The 20,386-nt window shown below is 38.6% G+C and carries 23 protein-coding genes; 15 read left to right on the forward strand and 8 right to left on the reverse strand.

What is annotated here, in order from left to right; all coding sequences use genetic code 11:
* The first annotated feature begins 5 nt into the window (after positions 1-5).
* The 5 genes from LQ201_RS12785 to LQ201_RS12805 all read left to right on the forward strand — a co-directional run bounded on the left by LQ201_RS12785 (position 6) and on the right by LQ201_RS12805 (position 3,391).
* Complete coding sequence (locus tag LQ201_RS12785) at positions 6-620, forward strand: ABC transporter ATP-binding protein (protein WP_230142881.1); 615 nt, start codon at positions 6-8, stop codon at positions 618-620.
* A gap of 461 nt (positions 621-1,081) precedes the next feature.
* On the forward strand, positions 1,082-1,642 hold the full coding sequence (gene efp / locus LQ201_RS12790) for an elongation factor P (RefSeq protein WP_029274298.1): 561 nt from the start codon (positions 1,082-1,084) through the stop codon (positions 1,640-1,642).
* Positions 1,643-1,773: 131 nt separating this feature from the next.
* Positions 1,774-2,334 carry an elongation factor P gene (gene efp, locus LQ201_RS12795; protein WP_029274299.1) on the forward strand — a complete coding sequence of 187 codons (561 nt, stop codon included), beginning with the start codon at positions 1,774-1,776 and terminating at the stop codon, positions 2,332-2,334.
* 303 nt (positions 2,335-2,637) lie between these two features.
* On the forward strand, positions 2,638-3,222 hold the full coding sequence (locus LQ201_RS12800; RefSeq protein ID WP_230146644.1) for a 5-formyltetrahydrofolate cyclo-ligase: 585 nt from the start codon (positions 2,638-2,640) through the stop codon (positions 3,220-3,222).
* Positions 3,223-3,232: 10 nt separating this feature from the next.
* Positions 3,233-3,391 carry a hypothetical protein gene (locus LQ201_RS12805; protein ID WP_157255332.1) on the forward strand — a complete coding sequence of 53 codons (159 nt, stop codon included), beginning with the start codon at positions 3,233-3,235 and terminating at the stop codon, positions 3,389-3,391.
* Positions 3,392-3,625: 234 nt separating this feature from the next.
* Here LQ201_RS12805 and LQ201_RS12810 read toward each other — a convergent pair whose 3' ends face one another.
* The 4 genes from LQ201_RS12810 to LQ201_RS12825 all read right to left on the reverse strand — a co-directional run bounded on the left by LQ201_RS12810 (position 3,626) and on the right by LQ201_RS12825 (position 7,598).
* A complete protein-coding gene (locus tag LQ201_RS12810) occupies positions 3,626-4,585 on the reverse strand; it encodes a formimidoylglutamase (RefSeq protein ID WP_230142884.1) in 960 nt (319 codons plus the stop codon).
* Complete coding sequence (gene hutI / locus LQ201_RS12815) at positions 4,578-5,819, reverse strand: imidazolonepropionase (RefSeq protein ID WP_230142885.1); 1,242 nt, start codon at positions 5,817-5,819, stop codon at positions 4,578-4,580. The genes LQ201_RS12810 and hutI overlap by 8 nt, the downstream gene beginning before the upstream one ends.
* 99 nt (positions 5,820-5,918) lie before the next feature.
* Positions 5,919-6,686, reverse strand: coding sequence for an exodeoxyribonuclease III (locus LQ201_RS12820; protein ID WP_230142887.1), 768 nt, complete (start codon positions 6,684-6,686; stop codon positions 5,919-5,921).
* A gap of 213 nt (positions 6,687-6,899) precedes the next feature.
* Positions 6,900-7,598: a peptidylprolyl isomerase gene (locus LQ201_RS12825; protein ID WP_230142889.1), complete on the reverse strand. Its 699-nt coding sequence runs from the start codon at positions 7,596-7,598 to the stop codon at positions 6,900-6,902.
* A 94-nt stretch (positions 7,599-7,692) separates the two neighbouring features.
* Here LQ201_RS12825 and LQ201_RS12830 point away from each other — a divergent pair, with 94 nt between their 5' ends.
* The 8 genes from LQ201_RS12830 to LQ201_RS12865 all read left to right on the forward strand — a co-directional run bounded on the left by LQ201_RS12830 (position 7,693) and on the right by LQ201_RS12865 (position 13,310).
* Positions 7,693-8,094, forward strand: a complete 402-nt coding sequence (locus tag LQ201_RS12830; RefSeq protein WP_230142891.1) for a hypothetical protein — start codon at positions 7,693-7,695, stop codon at positions 8,092-8,094.
* Positions 8,095-8,181: 87 nt separating this feature from the next.
* Complete coding sequence (locus LQ201_RS12835) at positions 8,182-8,718, forward strand: heavy-metal-associated domain-containing protein (RefSeq protein WP_230142893.1); 537 nt, start codon at positions 8,182-8,184, stop codon at positions 8,716-8,718.
* 1 nt (position 8,719) lies between these two features.
* Entirely contained in the window at positions 8,720-9,532 is an 813-nt protein-coding gene (locus tag LQ201_RS12840) for a hypothetical protein (RefSeq protein ID WP_230142894.1), read from the forward strand.
* An 8-nt stretch (positions 9,533-9,540) separates the two neighbouring features.
* Positions 9,541-10,044, forward strand: coding sequence for a DUF3347 domain-containing protein (locus tag LQ201_RS12845; RefSeq protein WP_230142895.1), 504 nt, complete (start codon positions 9,541-9,543; stop codon positions 10,042-10,044).
* A complete protein-coding gene (locus LQ201_RS12850) occupies positions 10,044-10,607 on the forward strand; it encodes an AraC family transcriptional regulator (RefSeq protein ID WP_230142896.1) in 564 nt (187 codons plus the stop codon). Before LQ201_RS12845 ends, LQ201_RS12850 begins: the two co-directional genes overlap by 1 nt.
* A 199-nt stretch (positions 10,608-10,806) precedes the next feature.
* Positions 10,807-11,379 carry a YceI family protein gene (locus LQ201_RS12855; protein WP_230142897.1) on the forward strand — a complete coding sequence of 191 codons (573 nt, stop codon included), beginning with the start codon at positions 10,807-10,809 and terminating at the stop codon, positions 11,377-11,379.
* A 107-nt stretch (positions 11,380-11,486) separates the two neighbouring features.
* Entirely contained in the window at positions 11,487-12,311 is an 825-nt protein-coding gene (ygiD, locus tag LQ201_RS12860) for a 4,5-DOPA dioxygenase extradiol (protein WP_230142898.1), read from the forward strand.
* A 279-nt stretch (positions 12,312-12,590) separates the two neighbouring features.
* On the forward strand, positions 12,591-13,310 hold the full coding sequence (locus tag LQ201_RS12865; protein ID WP_230142899.1) for a heavy-metal-associated domain-containing protein: 720 nt from the start codon (positions 12,591-12,593) through the stop codon (positions 13,308-13,310).
* A gap of 43 nt (positions 13,311-13,353) precedes the next feature.
* Here the strand turns inward: LQ201_RS12865 and LQ201_RS12870 are convergent, their stop codons facing one another.
* The 4 genes from LQ201_RS12870 to LQ201_RS12885 form a co-directional block, all read right to left on the reverse strand.
* Positions 13,354-13,542, reverse strand: a complete 189-nt coding sequence (locus tag LQ201_RS12870) for a hypothetical protein (RefSeq protein WP_230142901.1) — start codon at positions 13,540-13,542, stop codon at positions 13,354-13,356.
* A 234-nt stretch (positions 13,543-13,776) separates the two neighbouring features.
* A complete protein-coding gene (locus tag LQ201_RS12875) occupies positions 13,777-14,253 on the reverse strand; it encodes a DUF6265 family protein (RefSeq protein WP_230142903.1) in 477 nt (158 codons plus the stop codon).
* Positions 14,250-14,774 carry a YfiT family bacillithiol transferase gene (locus tag LQ201_RS12880; protein WP_230142905.1) on the reverse strand — a complete coding sequence of 175 codons (525 nt, stop codon included), beginning with the start codon at positions 14,772-14,774 and terminating at the stop codon, positions 14,250-14,252. Before LQ201_RS12880 ends, LQ201_RS12875 begins: the two co-directional genes overlap by 4 nt.
* Before the next feature lie 134 nt (positions 14,775-14,908).
* Positions 14,909-16,306, reverse strand: a complete 1,398-nt coding sequence (locus LQ201_RS12885) for an aldehyde dehydrogenase family protein (protein ID WP_230142907.1) — start codon at positions 16,304-16,306, stop codon at positions 14,909-14,911.
* A 188-nt stretch (positions 16,307-16,494) separates the two neighbouring features.
* Between LQ201_RS12885 and LQ201_RS12890 the strand changes: the two genes are divergently transcribed.
* Together LQ201_RS12890 and LQ201_RS12895 are read left to right on the forward strand one after the other, a co-directional pair.
* On the forward strand, positions 16,495-17,682 hold the full coding sequence (locus LQ201_RS12890; protein ID WP_230142908.1) for a hypothetical protein: 1,188 nt from the start codon (positions 16,495-16,497) through the stop codon (positions 17,680-17,682).
* Positions 17,683-17,832: 150 nt separating this feature from the next.
* Positions 17,833-20,217: an alpha/beta fold hydrolase gene (locus LQ201_RS12895; RefSeq protein WP_230142910.1), complete on the forward strand. Its 2,385-nt coding sequence runs from the start codon at positions 17,833-17,835 to the stop codon at positions 20,215-20,217.
* Positions 20,218-20,386: the final 169 nt, after the last annotated feature.

Here is a 20,386-nt window from a genome sequence, read left to right on the forward strand (position 1 = left end):
ACCAAATGAATATCACTTTACAAAATGTTGGCAGAAGGTTTAATAAGGAATGGATTTTTAGAAATTTAAGTACTGAATTCACCTCTGGCAATAGTTATGCAATATTAGGACCCAATGGCTCTGGTAAATCGACATTATTAAGCGTTTTAACGGGTAGCTTATCTCCTTCGGAAGGAGAAATTTCATTCTCAGACATCAAAGAGATTTCTGTAGAAAATATCTATAAATACATCAGCCTGGCTGCACCGTATCTCGAACTGGTTGAAACATTTACCTTAAGAGAGAGTATAGATTTCCATTTTAAGTTCAAAAATTTTGCCTCAGGACTTGATTCAAAAAAGCTGATCACCATACTGGGATTAGAAAAAGCAGCGAACAAAGAAATCAAGTACTTTTCATCGGGAATGAAGCAAAGAACCAAACTAGCTTTGGCATGTTGTACCGATACACCAATTTTATTTTTAGATGAGCCAACGAGCAATTTAGACGTTCAGGGAATAAATTGGTACCGCGAACTGATTGAAAATTTTGGAAAGGACCGCCTAACGATAATTGGCTCCAACCAAATACAGGAATACGATTTTTGCACAAATCAGATACAAATATCTGATTACAAGTAGGTTAAACACAAAATCCACTCCCTACAAAACGTCTGTTTTGTCATACATTTGTATTAAAAATAAATTTTTTAAGAAACATTTTGTAATTCACTAATTATACTTACCTTTGCACCACCAAAAAGAGAAACATTATTTAATTTATCTCTTCAAGTAAAAGATCATATTTTCCGTATTTCGGAATCAAAATATATAGCCCGTAAAAGGCAAAGAGTTTTTCATAGTTTAGTTTGAGGTTTAGGTTGATTATGCCTTTGGAGTGGTTCCCAAAGGCATTTCTTTTATACGGGATTTTTTTCGGTGAATAGTCAATAAGACAAAAATCTGAATCATCATGCGAATGCATCAATACCAATGAACTAATGGCTACTGAACCAATGAACTACGGTTTTTCCTTTCAAAATCATCATTCCTTTTTTTAACTTTGGTGCTCAAAAATTAACAAAACTAGATTTCATTATAAAATGGCAAAGGCATCAGAAGTAAAAAGCGGAAATGTGCTTCGTTTTAACGGAGAGTTAGTAAGTGTAGAAGAGTACATTCACCGTACTCCAGGAAATTTAAGGGCTTTTTATCAGGCCCGCATGCGCAATGTAAAAACCGGAAAAATTGTAGAATACCGTTTCCGGACCGATGAAGAGGTGACCATTTGTCGTGTAGAAACCAACGACTATCAATATCTTTATGAAGACGGCGATTATTTGGTGGTGATGGACAACAATACTTTTGAGCAGTACAATATCCCCAAGCTGCTTTTCGGAAGCTCAATTAAGTTTTTAAAGGAGGGCATGAATGTAACCATCGCTTTTGAAAGTGACGAACCGATTGTTGCACAGCTCCCTAATAGTGTAGAGCTAGAAATTACCTACTCTGAGCCCGCTGTAAAAGGCGATACCTCTACCAGTGCACAAAAATATGCCACTGTAGAAACCGGCGCTGAAATTAGAGTGCCTCTATTTATTAACCAGGGAGATAAGGTTAAAGTTGACACTAAAACCGGCGAATATATGGAGCGGGTAAAATAGCATAGTTGAGGGTTTAAATTTCCTTAAACACTAAGCCTTATACCTTAAACCTTTATAGGTTTTTATCAAAATAATTTTACCTTTGCCGTCACGAAAAACTGAAATATAAATCCAATTTAGGATAACACAATATGGCAAAAGCATCAGAAATTAAAACAGGTAACATTCTTCGCATAAACAACGAACTGGTTACTGTTGACGAATGGAATCACCGTACACCAGGAAAAGGCGGAGCATTTTACACCGGTAAATTCCGTAACATCAAATCGGGCAGAATCGTTGAAGCACGTATGAATACCGACGAGGCTGTAGAAATCTGCCGCGTTGAAACCAATGATTATCAATATTTATACGAAGAAGGTGATTATCTGGTAGTAATGGACAACAACAACTACGAACAGTTTAACGTTGAGAAATCACTATTCGGTTCGGCTATTAAATTCTTAAAGGAAGGCATGAATATCATCGTTTCTATGGAAAGTGAAGAAGCGATTATGGCTCAATTGCCAAACTTTGCTGAATTCGAAATTACCTATTCGGAACCAGCTGTTAAAGGCGATACGTCTACAAACGCATTAAAAGCCGCAACATTAGAAAACGGTGTTGAGGTGAAAGTTCCGATGTTCGTAAACCAGGGAGATAAAATTAAAATCGATACCCGTACCGGCGAGTACGTTGAGCGTGTAAAATAATTTTAAGCAAAATAAATCGAAGCCTTTGAAGTGAATTCTTCAGAGGCTTTTTGGTTTATAAACCTGTGAGGTTTAAACCCATAATGTCAAATAACAGTATTTCTTAGATGTACTAGGATGACTAAGGTGGTCATTTTTTAGAAAAGCAAGGTTCGTGCGCTTGGGCTACGACAGTCCCGCTATTCGCTTCAAAACCTTGGCTCGTGCCTCACCTTCGGATTTTACGCTGCTATCGGGTTTATTTAACCAAAGCCTTTAGATCTTAGGCCACAAAACCTAGCGAGTTTTCGAAACCTGCGAGGTTTGAAAAACATTATCTTTGTTATTATGTTAAAAGCCGAAATCAGAAAGCAAGCGCTAAAAGAAAGGTTATCGCTGAGCGATACAGCATACGAAAGTCTATGCAAAAGCCTCTTAAATGAGTTTAAATCGATCGATTTTAGCCAAATCAAAACCCTCCATATCTTTTTGCCCATTACAGAAAAAAAGGAGCCCAATACTTTTTTACTGATCGAATGGCTTAATAAAAATCACCCAGAAATTAAAATCATTGTACCTAAAGCCGATTTTGAAACCGCTTTAATGACCAATCATGAATATTTAGGTGTAGGCGATTTAAGGAAAAACCTTTATAACATTCTGGAACCGCAAAAAGGAAACCTACATGAGGGCGAAGTAGATCTTGTTGTTATTCCGCTTTTAGCTTTCGATAAACAAGGCTACCGGGTGGGCTATGGCAAGGGCTTTTACGATCGTTTTTTACAGGATATAAATGCTCAAAAAATAGGCTTATCTTTGTACCCTGCTATTGAAAAAATCGATGATGTAAATGAACACGACATCAGGTTGGATTTTTGCATTACGCCAACAGAAATCATAAAATTTTAAGCTTACCAGCATGCCACAGGAAATCGTTATCAAAACAGAAAAACAATACGAAGACAATATGATTGCGGTATTCGAGTTACAGGAAAAGGAGGAATTAACCGCTGAAGACCTGAAACAGATTGAATTAATGCTGAAGGCTGGTGAGAAGTACGAAGCTGAGCACCTGTAAGGTGCTCAGTAGTTCAGTGGCCTTTAATTTTTTGGTCTGGGTGCTTTATAAAAAAGTCTTCACCCTTCCCCGATTTTTCGTCATCTCGACTGGAACGGAGAGATCTAAATCAAAAGTAGCTCGAGACAGATTTCCCGGTTACGTTACACCCTGCTCGAAATGACGGCTTTGGCGAACAACTCACCACAGGAATAATCCGTGCGTTCTGTGCCTCCGTGGCTAAGGATAAAAGGCCTAAGAACTCTGTGCTTTAACAAAATCGCTCACCAGATAAGCAACCAGTTTAGCGGTTAACCTACTCACCCTCCCGTCCAACATTCGGGCTGCGCCTTCACTTAAGTGCAAATAAGAAAACTTCTTTGCGCTAGTCAAAATTAGCTTTCTAATATCGTTAACTGCCAAACCAGATGGTGTTTCGGCACTGGAAAGTACATTTTGAACGCAGTCCAGATCGATTTCCAAACCCGCAACTGAACCTATTTCATTCACCAGGTCAGTAAAGTCAGCCCCGGTTAAAATATCGTCAAAAAACACAGCCTTAAGCTTTGGGTTCGTATCTATTTGATTTAAAATAGCCTCATTATTATAGTTTTGATGCAAGCCATACATGAAATAACTATTCAGGTAGTTTTCTTTTAACGCATAAGAAAATCCGTTCCCGCTATGCCTACCTTCCAGTTCTCTTAAATCGGCATGCGCATCTACATTTAATACATCAATTGGGCCTTTACAGGCTAAGGAGGTACCCTTAATTATTGGGTAGGCATTATTATGACCACCACCAATTACAATAGGTATTTTGCCTGCAGCCACAATTTTTTCAATTAGGGGATAAACCAGCTCATCAATCTGCGCTACTTTGTTTCTTAAACCTTTTAAAGAAGAATCTTCGGGCTCATCGATTTCCAAATGACCTAAAACCAAAACCTCCTCGCCGTTTAAAAAGCGGTTGCTCTGGGTATTTAAAAAAGCCACCAAACTTGGCCGCCACATAGAGGCCGCGCCCGCAATACCTAAGTTTGCACGCACGCCTATGTCTTCTGGAATCCCCAGCAATACAAATTTCGCACCTGCCCCTTCCAGTTCATCCCATGAGGATAGGACAGCAACTTTTTCACCCAGTTTGGTTTCGCCATTACGAGTAATAATTAAACGGTCGATATCGCCCTGCGAATATATTTTAAGGTTATCCATTATAAATTTCACCGTTTAAAATAACTGTCTCTATTTGAGTTTCACCAAAACTATATGGCAAATAGGCAATTGAAGGCATCGGTTTGGTTATAAACAGGTTCGCTTTTTTACCAACGGTAATGCTTCCATAATCTTCACTCATCTCCATTGCTGCCGCACCATTTAATGTTGCAGCATTTATCGCCTGTTCAGGAAACATCTTCATTTTAATGCATGCGAGTGACACTACAAAATTCATATTTCCTGAGGGTGTTGAACCTGGATTGTAATCGGTAGCCAAAGCAACCGGCAAATCTGCTCTTATAAAGCTTTTGGCATCAGCAAAAGGAATACCCAGGTAAAACGAACAAGAAGGGAGTAATGTTACAATGGTATCAGCATTTCTTAACGTTCGGATCGTTTCTTCATCACTTTCTTCGAGGTGATCAACTGAAATGGCGCTATTTTGCACAGAAACCTCTACTGCCCCCGAAACGGAAAGCTGATTGGCATGTACTTTTGGTTTTAATCCATATTTTGCACCCACCTTTAATACCTGATCGGTTTCTTCGACAGAGAAAAACCCTTTTTCGCAAAAAACATCAATATAATCAGCCAGTTTTTCTTCTGCTATTTGAGGTAACATTTCATTAATAATTAAATCGATGTAACCTTGATGGTTGTTTTTAAATTCAGCCGGATAAGCATGAGCGGCTAAGAAAGTTGCTTTTATAGGAATCGGGGACTGATTTTTTAGCCTTCGGATCACCCTGAGCATTTTGATTTCACTCTCTTTGGTTAATCCATATCCGCTTTTAATTTCAACGGCGCCGGTTCCCAGATGGATCATTTGCTTTAACCGCACAGATGCACTTTCAAACAATTCATCTTCCGAAGCTTTTTGGAGTTTATTAGCCGAATTTAGAATCCCGCCACCCGCCGCAGCAATTTCTTCGTAGCTTTTGCCTTGGATTTTCATTGCAAATTCTTCCTCGCGCGAAGCAGCAAAAACAATGTGTGTATGGCTATCGCACCATGAAGGAAAAATATACCTGCCTTCTGCGGAGACATGGGAGGAGAGATTTGAGATATGAGATGGGATTGAATCCATCTTACCAAAATCCTTGATCAGATCATCTTCAATTAAAAGCCAGGCATTTTCAAGAACTGGTAACGAATCTAATTCACCGCCACGCAGCACTAATTTATCTTTAGAATGTAAGCCTACCAGGCCTTTTATATTTGTGATTAGCATTTGGTTAGATTAAGGTTAATTGTTTAAACTGTGCAAATTGGTTAATTGAGTTTTGGTTACAGTTAACCGATTTAAACAATTAACCAGTTAACCAAAGACCTAATCGATCTCTAAAAGAACCGGACAATGATCTGAATGTATTGCGTCGGGTAAGATTCTAACATTTTTCAATCGGCTTTCCATAGGCCTGGTGGCCAAATGGTAATCGATCCGCCAACCCAAATTCTTTCCTCTCGAACCGGCACGATAGCTCCACCAGGTATAATGATGTGGGTCTTTATTAAAATGACGGAAAGTATCGATAAAACCATTGTCCAAAAATAACTGCATCCACTCCCGTTCTTCTGGCAAAAAGCCCGATGAATTGGCGTTTGATTTTGGGTTGTGAATATCGATGGACGTATGACAAATATTATAATCGCCACTTACAATTAAATTTGGGATTTCTTTGCGCAATCCCCCAATATACACGTCAAAAAACCGCATAAATTCGTACTTTTTAACCTGACGTTCATCTCCGCTTGAGCCAGATGGCATATAGAGACTCATTAAAGAAAAATCATCAAAATCTGCCCTTAAAATTCTACCCTCTTTATCAATCCATTCTTCACCGCAGCCAAATTCGATATGATTCGGTTTAATTCTGGTCAGAATTGCCACCCCACTATATCCCTTTTTTTCAGCAGGGAACCAATAATGATGGTAGCCAAGTTGCTCAATCAGGGCAATAATTTCAGGAATCTGCAATGGCAAGGCTTTTACTTCTTGCAGACAGACCATATCGGCATCCGTAGCCTGTAGCCAGCCAAAAAAGTTTTTGGTACTTGCTGCCCTAATCCCATTAACATTATAGGAAATAATCTTCATTCAGTAAATTTCAATTGTTGTGGGCGGTAAATTTAGAAATTAATTGAATAAATGCTTAGTGATTCAATTAATGATATTTATTAGCAACCGTCATCTCGACTGAAACGCAGTGGAATGGAGAGATCTGCCTCAATAGATCTCTCGACTACGTTGCACTCCGCTAGAGATGACGCCAACCAGGGAAATTATCATCTAAATGACGATTATCTTTGATCAACCCATCAATAGTCGTTTCTCTAACTTTTTCGCCGCTCTTCTTTTTAAAACCGTGACTTCCATCTTCACATCCTGTTTAGGGCGGTTGTTTTTATCAGTTGCCAGAACAGCTATTTTATCAACCATATCCAAACCAACTACTATTTCGCCATAAACGGTATAGTTTCTATCTAAATGAGGCGTGCCACCTATCGTTTTATATACCTCACGCTGCCATTCAGGAATTTTGAATTTAAGTCGTTTTTCTTCAACATTATCCAATTGCTGGTCGGTAAAAACTTTTCCCTGAACCAGGTAAAACTGACTACCACTCGATGCTTTGGCCGGATTAACATCATCTCCTTCCCTAGCCGCAGCCAGAACGCCTTTTTTGTGGAACAAGCTATCATTAAACTCAGCTGGAATGGTATATTTAGGTCCACCCTCACCCAATAAAGAATCAGGCTTGGCATTTTTAGAATCCGGATCACCGCCCTGAATCATAAAGTCTTTAATCACTCGGTGAAATAAAACACCGTTGTAATATCCCGATTTGGTTAATTTCAAAAAGTTATCGCGGTGTAAAGGAGTTTGATTATATAGCCTAACAATGCATTCTCCAAATTCGGTTTTAATGCGTACATATTGATTTTTGGGCTTTGCAGCAAAGGCTGAAAGTATCGAAAAGGTGCAGAGGAATAATAATATTTTCTTCATTTAATTGGTGTTTAAGGCTAAAGTAAGCTAAAAAATGAAATTCAATAAATAATTACCGGCATTATTCGATATTTTTTCCTTTACCTTTGTATTAATGAAGTTAAAACAAAAAATAGCACTTTCTTTGGCTGTATTCTATGCAGTTAGTGTTATGGGTTTGGCTTTAAGTCTCCATTTCTGTGGAGGCAAATTAGAAAACGTTAAACTTTTCAGCAATGAGGTTTCCTGCAAATTCTGCAAAGACATTCCTGCAGAAAAGAAAGATGATGGTTGCTGCAAAAATACGCAGGTAACGGTAAAAGTTAAAGATAGTCACCAAACAGCGGCACAAGTACAAATACCTAAGTTGTTTTCGATCCAGCTTTTTCTTCATCCACCTGTTTTAGAATTTCTTACTAATATTACCCCGCAGTTTTTCAGTAAAATATCGAATAAAGCTCCTCCACTCTCCTCGCGGGTTGCCTTGCATATTTTCAATTGTATTTTTAGGAATTAGGATTTTAAACATCGGCTCGTCAATGCATCGTTTTGCATTTCGACAGGCTCAATGTGACATTTTCTTAAATTCTAATTCAAAAAAATCATGAAAACAATAAAAATATTCAGCATCATTATGCTATTTTTTGCCGTTAAGGCTTCGGCACAACAAATATCTACAGCCGATTTACAGGTAACCGGTTTAACCTGTTCCATGTGTTCTAACGCAACGCAAAAATCGTTAGAAACGCTAAACTTTATCAGTAGCGTAAAACCCGATCTGAACAAAAATATCTTCGTTTTAACTTTTAAGAAAGATGCCAATATCAATCTTGATCTGGTTCGCAAAAAGGTTCAGGATGCTGGTTTTTCGGTTGGTGGTCTAACCGCAAGTTTCAATTTTAACCAGGTAAAAATAGACGATAAAGGTCAGGCAGTTGTTGATGGCAATGTATATCGTTTTGTAAATGCGAAAAGCAAAACACTTAATGGGACTGTAAAAGCCAGTGTTGTTGATAAAAACTTCATTTCTGGTTCAGCATTTAAGAAGCAAGCCACAACAGCTAATTCTGATGCCTATGCGAGCGGCACAGGAGTGGTTAACGGCAAAAAAACACGTATTTATCATTTAGTTCTTTCTTAAAATGAAAAGGATACTCGTATTGGCGCTGATGATTATTGGCGCCTATACAAATGGTTTTGCACAAGAACTCTATGTATTTACCGAGCCTGCCAGTAATATGCCTACCAAATCAATAGGTGTAAGAATTACGAATGAAGGCATGTTTAACAATCCAGATTTTGTTAGCAGGACCATTCCGGAAGTAATGATTGGCTTTAATAAAAACCTGATGATGCATGCACAAGGTTTTTTATCTGATATGGACGGAAAATACCGTTTAGAAGGTGGGAGTCTTTACGCCAAGTATCGGTTTTTATCACTGGATGAAGCACATAGCCACTTCAGGGCTGCAGCTTTTGGGAGAATAAGTTCAAGTAATCGCCCTAATTTTACGAGAGATATTAACTTAGAGGGGGATAACAGCGGATGGCAAACAGGCTTAATTTTCACGCAGCTTTTGCACAAACTAGCGCTTTCGGCCACATTGGGTTACGCTGATGCCATCATTACTGATAAGGTTTTGGGATTAAATACACCTCAGCCTGACAAAATGCTTTCTTACAGTTTATCATCGGGTTATCTGGTTTTGCCAGTGGTTTACAAGGATTACAAGCAGCCAAACTTTAATGTATATTTAGAGTTATTGGGAAAAACAGATCCAAGTAGCGGCCAGTCTTACTTGGATATAGCCCCAGCCATACAGGTGATTTTAAATAGCACAACCCGTATCGATTTGGGCTACCGTTTTCAGGCGACTGGAAATATGGATAACCGATATACCAAAAATATGTACCTGCTTAGGGCAGAATTTAATTTCTTTAACGTTTTAAAATAAAATAACAGATGAAAAAAATATTAGGAATAGTTGCCATCATGACAATCGCAACAACAGCTTTCACTTACGCACAAAGCAAAACAGATCTAGCTTTAAATCAGGTGCTAACAGCTTATTACGATGTGAAAAATGCTTTAGCAACCGACAAAAAAGACTTAGCCATCGAAAAAGTAAAGGTTTTATCGGCAAAAGTAAATGCGGTGAACCATAAAGATCTACCTGCAGATCAGCATAAAACATTTATGGAACAAGCGGCCATCATCAAAAGTAAAGCCGCTCAACTTGCAGGTTCTAATGACATTAAAACACAAAGAAAAGCCTTTGAAGGAATTTCTTATGCGATGATCAAAACCTTAAAGGGTTTAAAGTTTAATAGCAAGACCGTTTACATTCAACATTGCCCAATGGCAAAGGCAAGCTGGTTAAACGAAAAAGAGAACATCGAAAATCCATATTATGGAAGTATGATGTTTGATTGCGGTGACGTTTCTGAAACCATAAAATCGAACTAATGAAGCTGCATATCAAAAACATGGTATGCAACCGTTGTAAAATGGTGGTTAAAGCTGAGCTGGAAAAGCTCGGCTTTAAACCATTATTGGTTGAACTTGGCGAGGTTACCTTGGCTGAAAACATTTCTCCAGAGGATAAAATCAAGATATCGGATAATTTGACTCATTTTGGGTTCGAATTACTTGAGGATAGGAAAACCCAGATTGCAGAGCAGATTAAAACCGCCATTATTAATCTGGTACACTATACCCAAGAGCCATTAAAAATCAATCTTTCTGCCCATCTCAGCGAGCAGTTAAAATTGGAATACACGAGCTTAAGCAGCATTTTTTCAGACGTGGAAGACCAAACTATCGAGAAGTATTTCATTGCTCAAAAAATAGAAAAAGCAAAAGAGATGCTTACTTATGGCGAACTTACCTTGAGCGAAATTGCCTATCAACTAAACTACAGTAGTGTTGCTCATTTATCGGCACAGTTTAAAAAAGTAACCGGAATTACACCCTCCGCTTATAAAGCAGCATCAACGGATAGCAGGAAAACACTGGACGAAGTGAAATAGTTGATCGCTCATGGTCGATAGTCTATAAGACGCCATATACTCACCCCAAATTTCTTATCATACGTCAAGACTGATTGGCTGATACTCAACTACATTTGTATCTAAATAAATTTACTATTATGAAACCATCATGATTTTTCAAACCACATCGGTGAAAAATCTGATAGCTTCATCACAGTTAAAACTAAATTATAAACTTATGAAAAAGTTATTCTTATTTCTGATCGCTACCTCAATTAGTGTAGCATCATTTGCACAAACAAGCTGGAAAATAGATCCGATGCACTCGTTTGTTAACTTTTCGGTTAAACACATGGGTATTTCTTTCGTTGACGGTTCTTTTAAAAAATTCGACGGAACGGTTACGGCTTCTAAACCAGATTTGACGGATGCTAAAATCAGCTTTAGCGTTGATGTAAACAGCATTACTACAGGTGTTGACATGAGAGACGGACACTTAAAAACTGACGATTTTTTTAATGTGGCGACTTACCCTACGATGAAGTTCGAAAGCACTTCTTTCAAAAAATTAAGTGGAAACAACTATGAGTTAAGTGGAAAGTTAACCATCCGTGATGTAACCAAAGATGTAAAATTTGCTGTAGTTTATGGTGGTACAGCTAAAGATCAACAAGGAAACACTAAAGCCGGATTTGGTGCTACAACGACCATAAACCGTTTAGATTATAACATTAAATATGATCCAACTGGTGCCGGCGTTGCAAAAGATGTAGCCATTAAATTAAACCTTGAATTTGTTCAGGCGAAATAATTAAGGAGATCGTCATTCCGGGCTTGGCCCGGAATCTTTCTCATCAGATCCTGAAACAGGTTCAGGAGGACGATTATTTAAATTTCTATCAGGCAAACCCAGTAATCATGTCTACACTATCTCAATTCAGAAGTTTTACTCAGCGCTTACCTCAAACCGAGCTGATGCCTGCACTTTTTATTGGTCACGGCTCCCCAATGAACGGTATCGAAAATAATGAGTTTAGCCAGAGTTGGGCAGAGCTGGCAAAAAATATTCCAGTGCCAAAAGCAGTGTTAGTGGTGTCGGCGCATTGGTACACACATGGAACCTTTGTTACTGCAATGGATTTCCCGAGCACCATTCACGATTTTGGTGGTTTTCCGCAAGCACTTTTTGATGTACAATATCCGGCACCCGGCGATCCAAAACTGGCCGCAGAAATTCCGAATTTAATTCACTCCACTCCCGTTGGTTTAGACCATGACTGGGGTTTGGATCATGGCACCTGGACAGTGGTAAAACACATGTACCCAAATGCCGATATTCCAGTTTTGCAATTAAGTATCGATTATACCAAATCGCCTGAACAGCATTACGAAATCGCCAAAGAAATTTATGCGCTCCGTAAAAAAGGGATATTGGTTTTGGGCAGCGGAAACATGGTACACAACCTCCGCATGTTAAGCTGGGAAATGATTAATGGTGGCGGTTATGATTGGGCAATTGAAATGAACGATAAGTTTAAAAATTTAATTGCCAACGGCGACCATAAACCTTTGATCAACTATCGTAACCTGGGTACCGATGCGATGTTGGCCATCCCTACACCAGAGCACTATTTACCCCTGATTTATACCCTCGGAATGAAAAACGACAAGGAAGAAGTTTCTTTCTTTAATGACAAAGCTGTTGGCGGTTCGTTAACCATGACTTCGGTTTTGGTGGGATAAGAAGGGGTTTAGGGTTTAGGGTTTAGGGAAACAACTTGTCTAGTGGCTTGTTTGCTTTGTTTATAAACTGTTGATCAAACCTTAATGACCTTAATTTCTTAATGATAACTATTTAAACGGTGAGGGAATTATCGCACAATCACAGAGAACCGCCCGCAGCAGATAGAGATTCTTTCCTGCGTTCAGAATAAGAGCAGCCTAAAATTCTATAAAACTTTATGATTATTCTGTAACGCTTATGGCCCTATGAAGCGGTAAATTTGTATAAAGATTTTAATCATGACACATACCTATCAACTTACCGGCATGACTTGCGGCGGTTGCGAAAATAAAGTAAAAAGTAACCTGCTCGTTTTACCAGATGTAACTTCTGTTGAGGTTTCGAAAGATACCAATTCTGCTACCATTAGCATGGATAAACATATTGGCTTAGATACACTCCAACAAGCTTTGGGTGGATCAGAAAGCAAATATCAAATTTCTGCCACACACAATAGCGAAACACTTGAAGAAGCAAAATCGTGGGCCGAAACTTATAAACCCATTTTATTGATATTCGGTTATGTTACTGCCATATCGCTTGTGGTTTCGTGGCAATCAAGCGGAATTAATTTCATGGTGTTCATGCGCGTTTTTATGGCGGGTTTCTTCCTCACCTTCTCTTTCTTTAAAATGCTTAATCTGAAAGCTTTTGCCGAAAGTTATGCCATGTACGATATTGTAGCCAAAAAATTTAGCGTATGGGGATATATCTATGCTTTTATCGAACTCGGATTAGGCTTATCTTTTGCTTTAAGCTTATCTCCTGTTATCGTAAACTGGGTTACGCTAATTGTAATGACGGTAAGCATCCTTGGTGTTTTGGAAAGTGTTTTAAACAAGAAAAAGATTCAATGTGCCTGTTTGGGGGCAGTCTTTAACCTACCCATGAGTACCGTAACCATTGTTGAAGATGCCATTATGATTGCTATGAGCGCAGCAATGCTGATTTTGATGTAATCAAATTAGTTAAAACCCATCAGAGAAGGTACTTAAATTTATTCTATAAGTGTTTGCTTTCAAAATAAGCACGGAGCTCTATTTCTTCGTCAAAATCATTGGGTAATTCAATTGCTCCCACTACACCGTTTAATTTCGATGACGAAATAGATTTCTCTTCTAGCCTATTATTTTCTACTCGTTTAGAACGCTGTTTATCTGGCCTTATTGTTAATGTTTGCTTGATATTCATAATTAGTATTATTAAATGAATCTGATTAATATTTTAACATATCATTTTAGGGTTCGCGCTAGGCGGCGGTCGTCATGCTGAATTTATTTCAGCATCTCCTCATATGAAGGCCCTGAAATAAATTCAGGGTGACGATCCTAAAATAAAATGTTAAAATAGTATTCTTTCAGAGCGTACTATTAATTTCAACTTGCTCTATAAATATATGCATTTACAGGTAAAATAAGATCACAACTATTGCCGTTTATACCTAAACTCCGATTTTCGGCTTTTACCATTAAGCTCGCCTTCAATCCAGGCGAGCAAATCATTTTTGCCCTGATTTTGGTAAACTATCCGCTGCGGAAAATCGTGTATTTTGTCTTCGAAAACATAGGTCTCATCTTTTGTGGCAATAAGTTTGAAACAAGTCTCTTTTCCTTCGTTCTGTCCTGTTACAGTTGAACAATAAAAAGTATCTTTTCCAATCTTTTTGATCTTAAGGGTTTCGGTAAGCGCACTATCACCTTTGGCATTTATTCGATAGCTTTTGCCGCTGAGTGTTTTATCTGGATTTTGCACCCACTGCTCTACTATTTTACCCTTGGCGGTTTGCATTTCCCAAGAGCCCATAATAAAAGCAAAGGTTTTTGAAGGATTTTTTTGTGCGATAACATCAGTGCAAAAGCAAATAAGAATTAAGGCCATAAAAATTAAACGAGTTCTTTTCATTTTGCTATTGTATTTGTAATGTGTGCCAAATGATGTTTTCCATGCCATGCGTACATGCCCAACATGTTTGCTAATGTAAGTTCTTTTCCCTGAGCTGGGTGAATGTATTTTCGCTGATAATCTTCGGGTTTTAATGTTTTTAAAAAAGCAACCCAACGCTGGTGCAAAGCAGCCAATAAATCAACAGATAATTTGATATCACCATTTTTTGCTTCCCCGGTTTCGGCCCAGCGTTCTTCGTAATAAGGCCTGATTACGGGAACATCTTCGGTAATGGCTTGTTTAAAACGGATATAAGCATTGATATGGCTATCGGGAATATGGTGAACAACTTGCCTCAACGTCCATCCTTCCGGGCGATAAGTTTGGTTTAATTCTTTTTCGGTCAAATTTTCGGTAGCTTTCCTAAGCTGATTAGGCAAAGCCTCTATTTCGGAAATCCATACGTCGATTTGTTTTTGATCGAAAATTTCGGGCATCAAAAATTGACCGATCGGATATTTAAGCTGTTCTAAATCCATGAACCCAAAATAAGGAGAATTATTGGGTTATTAACCGCAAAGATCACAGAGAGGAAGGCGCAGCGTACTCAGAGGTGGTCGCATACTGTAAACACAAATCGCGTATATCTCCTCACATCTGCTGGATACTAAATCTACATCAATTTCTTCAGCCATTTTAACAAGCCTATTTTTTTTTCGTAAGGCGGATAAATCATTTTGGTTAACCCCAACTTCGACTGGAAAACGACTGCCCTTTCGTGCGAAAAGGTTTTAAAACCAAAAATACCATGACAACTGCCTATGCCGCTATTGCTTACCCCGCCAAAAGGCAAATTAGGATTACCGATATGGACCAATACATCATTTACGCAGGTTCCGCCTGCACTTGTTTCAGTAATAATTTTATTTTGGTTCTGTTTATTGTCTGAGAAGATATAAAGCGCCAAAGGCTTTTCTTTCCTGTTTACAAAATCAATTGCCTCCTGTAGATTGTTGTAAGTAATTACAGGCAAAATTGGTCCAAAAATTTCTTCCTGCATAATCCTGCTGCCCTCGGCTACCGAAGTTAAAAGCGTTGGTGTAATGGTTAAATCTTGCTCATCCGATTTTCCACCTAAGGCTAGCACAGCACCATCATGAAGGGCTTCTTCAATCAATTTATTTAAGCGCAGATACTGTTTTGTGTTGATGATTTTAGCATAATCTTTTTTGTTAATTTCCGCTTCGCTAAAGAACATTTTTTGAACCGCAGACTTGTAGTGCATTTCAAAATCGGCCAGCTTATTTTCTTTAATTAATACATAATCCGGGGCAATACAGGTTTGTCCGGCATTAACCAATTTGCCCCAGGCGATTTTTTCTGCGGCTCTTTTTAGGTCACAGGGTTCATCTACAATAGCTGGTGATTTACCACCAAGCTCTAAGGTAACCGAGCTCAGGTTTTTTGCCGCAGCTTCCATCACCACTTTACCAATTGCAGTGCTTCCGGTAAAAAATATATGGTCAAACGGAAGTTTTAACAGCACTGTCGAAACTTCGGCATCACCTTCAAAACAGGCAATTTCTTTTGGATCAAATGTATTGGAGATCAGTTTGTTCATTATACCCGCCGTCGCAGCACTCAATTCAGACGGCTTTAGGATGACGCAATTCCCTGCTGCTATGGCAGAAATCAATGGACTCATGATTAATTGCAGTGGATAGTTCCAGGGTGCAATAATCAGGCAAACACCTTTTGGTTCATAATAAATTTTATTGCTGGCAAAAAGATTGCTCATGGTCCTGCCTGCCGATTTTGGTTTCATCCAGCTACGCAGCTTTTTTATGGCGTGATCTATTTCGGCATAAGTAAAAAACAGTTCAGTTACTGCGGTTTCGAAACGGTTTTTGCGCAAGTCACGCTTCAATGCGACAAATATTTCTTCCTCGGCATTTTCTAACGCCTGTTTAAGCTGCCTTAGTTTTCCAATGCGCGTTTTAGCATCCGTTTTGCGCAACCCGAATTTATGTTGCTGCTGTAAAGCGAAAACTGATTTTATCTGTTCTTCCATAATTACCAAAGCCTCATAATTTTTATTGTTTAAGCAATTTAAGAAAATATAAGGTTCGTAAGGTTATATGAAAATTAAGTGATTATTTGAGCTGGCTAGCCGTTGTGCGTTAATTTTAGTTAAAATGCACCCATTTCATTAAAAATTCATTCATTTAAAGCATATTGCAGCAAATTTTAATATTCAAGATGAAAAGATTGTTTTTTGTTTTCGCATTCATAATTCCGATGGTTATACATGCCCAAACCTTAAAAACAGATGTATTGGTTATTGGTAGTGGCGATGCCGCTTATTCAGCATCTTTTCAATCATTCAAATCAGGTGTTAAAACAATTCTGCTTACGCAAAAGGAACAGCTTGATCTTAAGAAAATTTCTGAAAGCAAGCCCAAAGAAATAACTCTTTTTTATCAAAGCTTTTTAAAAAGGGAGATTGAAAACGCTAAAAACTTAGATGCACCTAAACCAAAGCCCGACAAAAAGAAACCACTAAAAGTGATAGTTGATAGCACTCAGCTTTTAAATGTAATCAATGGTATTCCTTACATCGAAATCAAACGATCAGGCAGTGGTTGGGAAGTGAAACTCACAAAAAACAAAAGCATTAAAGCCAAGATTCTTGTACTGGCCGATAAATCAGATCAATTATTGGCTGCATTAAAAATCACTAGTCTAAGCCCTGCGGTTTCAAGCCAATTAAATTATAATGAAAACTTATATAGAACAACAGTAGCAAGTGTTTCGTCCAAAGCGGCCAGTTTTTTATCATTATACAGCTTGCTCATTCCGAACCAAGAAAACCTTTTATATATTTCTGCCGATCAGTTCGAAATTGGCCCTGCTGCTGGTGCAATCGCAGCCTATGCTGCATTTTTCGACACCAAAACCAGTTTATCAAATTTAAAAAGGATCCAGGGTGAGTTATTAGCCTATAAACATACGTTAATGCCTTTTGAAGATGTAAAAGCGATTGATTCTAACTGGCTGGCTATCCAAAAAGTGGGTATAACGGGAATTATCAAAGCGGAAATAAAACAGGATAAAGCATATTTCAATCCCGAAAAAGATGTTACCTACGATGAAATTAAGCAACCGATCAAAGATTATTATTACAAAGCCCAGATCTGGTTCGATGATCATCAGCATATTCCCATCAATTTAGAAAATACCATTGCGATGGTTTGTTATGTGGGCAATAAATCGGTTGAGGCAATCAAAACCGAACTGCAAAAAAAGTGGAACAAAAACTACAAGTTTACTTCTAAATACGAGCTTAAAAAAGTATTAACCAGACGAGAATTTGCAGTAATCATCAACGAGTACCTAAAACCTTTCGATGATGTGAATGTAGATAAAACTGGAGGAGTAATCCGCTAGGACTAAACCACAGATCTGATATCTAATTTAAAATTTCATCTGTGTTCATCCTTTTTATCTGTGGTTAATTAAAAACGGCACTTGTAACATTTCCATTTCCTGTTAAAATTAGCAAGTCCATTCCCTAAATTGCAGCCAAACCTAAAATTCATGAAGAAATATTTACTTTTCCTTTTGCTTTGCACAGGCGAATATGCTTTTGCGCAACAATTAGCACCTTTAACCGTCGAAAAGATAATGCGCGATCCAAAGTGGATGGGCGTTGCACCGACTAATTTCCGTTGGACTGCGGATAGCAAAACCCTGTACTTCAACTGGAACCCTGAAAATAAAGCTAAAGAAGAGTTATTTAAAGTTTCGGCAACAGCTACCAAACCCGTTAAAGCGGCAGAAAAGGAAGATGAAAAGCTTTTAAGTTTAAACTATACCTATAACACTGACCGCTCGCTCGGTTTAATCGAAAAAAGTGGCGATATCTATTTACAGAATTTTAAAAACAATAAAGAAACGCGGTTAACCAGCACACAAGAGCGAGAGAACAGCCCTGTTTTTTTAACCAACGGAAATATCGTTTATCAATTGGGCGATAATCTTTTCGAAGTGGACCTAAAATCTGCCGAAACCAAACAACTCACCAATTTCGTTAAAGGTAAAAAAGCAGGCCGACCAGAAACCAAGCCGCTTACCGAGCAGGATAAATGGTTAAAGGCACAGCAAACCGAATTGTTTGATATCATTAAAAAAAGAAATGCAGAAACCAGAAGTGGCGCCCGTGGTGGTAGAGGCCGTTCTGGCACAACATCTGCAGATTCAAAACCATTAAAAGAGCTTTATACAGAAGATAAGTTTTTAAATGGTGTAATCATTAGTCCTGATGGCCATTTTATTACTTATAAGCTAACCACGCCAGCCCAAAATAACCATAGCACTGTTGTTCCGAATTATATCACATCATCAGGCTATACCGAAGATATTCCTGGCAGAACAAAGGTTGGGGAAAATGAAAATATTTCGCAGGGCTTTATCTACGATACTCAAAAAGATTCTGTTTATGCCATTCAGACTGCTACCATACCGGGCATTAAAGATCTACCCGATTACCTTAAAGATTATCCTAAAGAATTGGATACGCTAAAAAAGAAAAACGCAGACAGACCTGTAAATTTCTTCGGCCCACTTTGGAACGGTAACGGAAGTACCGCAATTGTAGTTGCCACTTCAACCGACAATAAAGACCGCTGGATCTTAAAACTAGATGCATCAACAGGGAAGTTTTCTTTAATAGACCGTCAACGGGATGAAGCCTGGATTGGTGGCCCGGGCATTAGTGGCTTTTACCAAGGTAGCACCGGATGGATAGACAATAACCGCTTCTATTACCAAAGCGAAGCTACCGGATTCTCACACCTTTATGTAGCGAATGTTGCCACAGGCGATAAAAAACAACTAACATCTGGCAAATGGGAGGTACAATCTGTTCAGCTCTCAAAGGATAGAAGTACATTTTATCTTAAAACAAATAAGGAGCACCCAGGGATTACAAACTTGTTTAAAATCAGTGTAAACGGTGGTGAGCTTGTTCAGATTACCACCATGAAAGGCTTAAATGATATCACCCTCTCTCCTGACGAAAAATACATCGCCATTAATTATTCCTTTATGGATAAGCCTGGAGAATTATATCTTCAGCCAAATAAGGTTGGTGCCAAAGCCGAAAAAATTACCCAATCTACCTCTGCCGAATTTAATTCTTACAAGTGGCGTCAACCGGATATGGTAAGCTTTAAAAACCGTTATGGTGCAGACGTGTATGCAAGGGTGTATAAATCTGATAATCCACATGCTAACCATCCTGCGGTAGTTTTTGTTCATGGAGCAGGCTATCTTCAAAATGTACATTTCGGCTGGAGCACCTACTTCCGTGAGTTTATGTTCAATAATTTACTGGCCGATAACGGTTACACAGTAATCGATATCGATTATACCGGAAGTTCTGGTTATGGTCGCGATCACCGTACAGGCATTTACCGCCATATGGGTGGAAAAGATTTAACCGATCAGGTTGATGGCGTTAAGTTTTTGATAGAGAAATATGGTATTAATCCTCAGGACGTCGGTTTATACGGCGGCTCGTACGGCGGCTTTATTACTTTGATGGCAATGTTCAATGAAGCGGATGTTTTTGCCAGTGGTGCAGCATTACGTTCAGTTACCGATTGGGCGCACTATAATCACGGCTATACTTCGAACATTTTAAATGAACCGTTTAACGATCCTATTGCTTACAAAAGAAGCTCGCCGATTTATTTCGCCGATAAATTAAAGGGCAACCTTTTAATGGCGCATGGAATGGTTGATGTGAATGTTCACTTTCAGGATATTGTTCGTATTAGTCAACGCTTTATAGAGTTGGGCAAAAACAATTGGGAACTTGCCGTTTATCCTGTTGAAGACCATGGTTTTATCGAGCCAAGCAGTTGGACCGATGAGTATAAGAGAATATTTAAGCTGTATGAAAATACGTTGAAGAAGTAGCCTCCCATAAATAATTCGTCATTGCGAGGAGGCTTTTTCAGCCGAGGAAGCAATCTTACAACGACCGCTCCTAGCGCGTTTACATTAGGATTGCTTGCTACCTCGCAATGACAACATTGCATTTAATCGCCTAGGGTAGCCACAAAGCATCTTCAACCTACGAAAGGAT

It is taken from the genome of Pedobacter sp. Bi126 (assembly GCF_918698245.1).
Classification (GTDB): domain Bacteria; phylum Bacteroidota; class Bacteroidia; order Sphingobacteriales; family Sphingobacteriaceae; genus Pedobacter.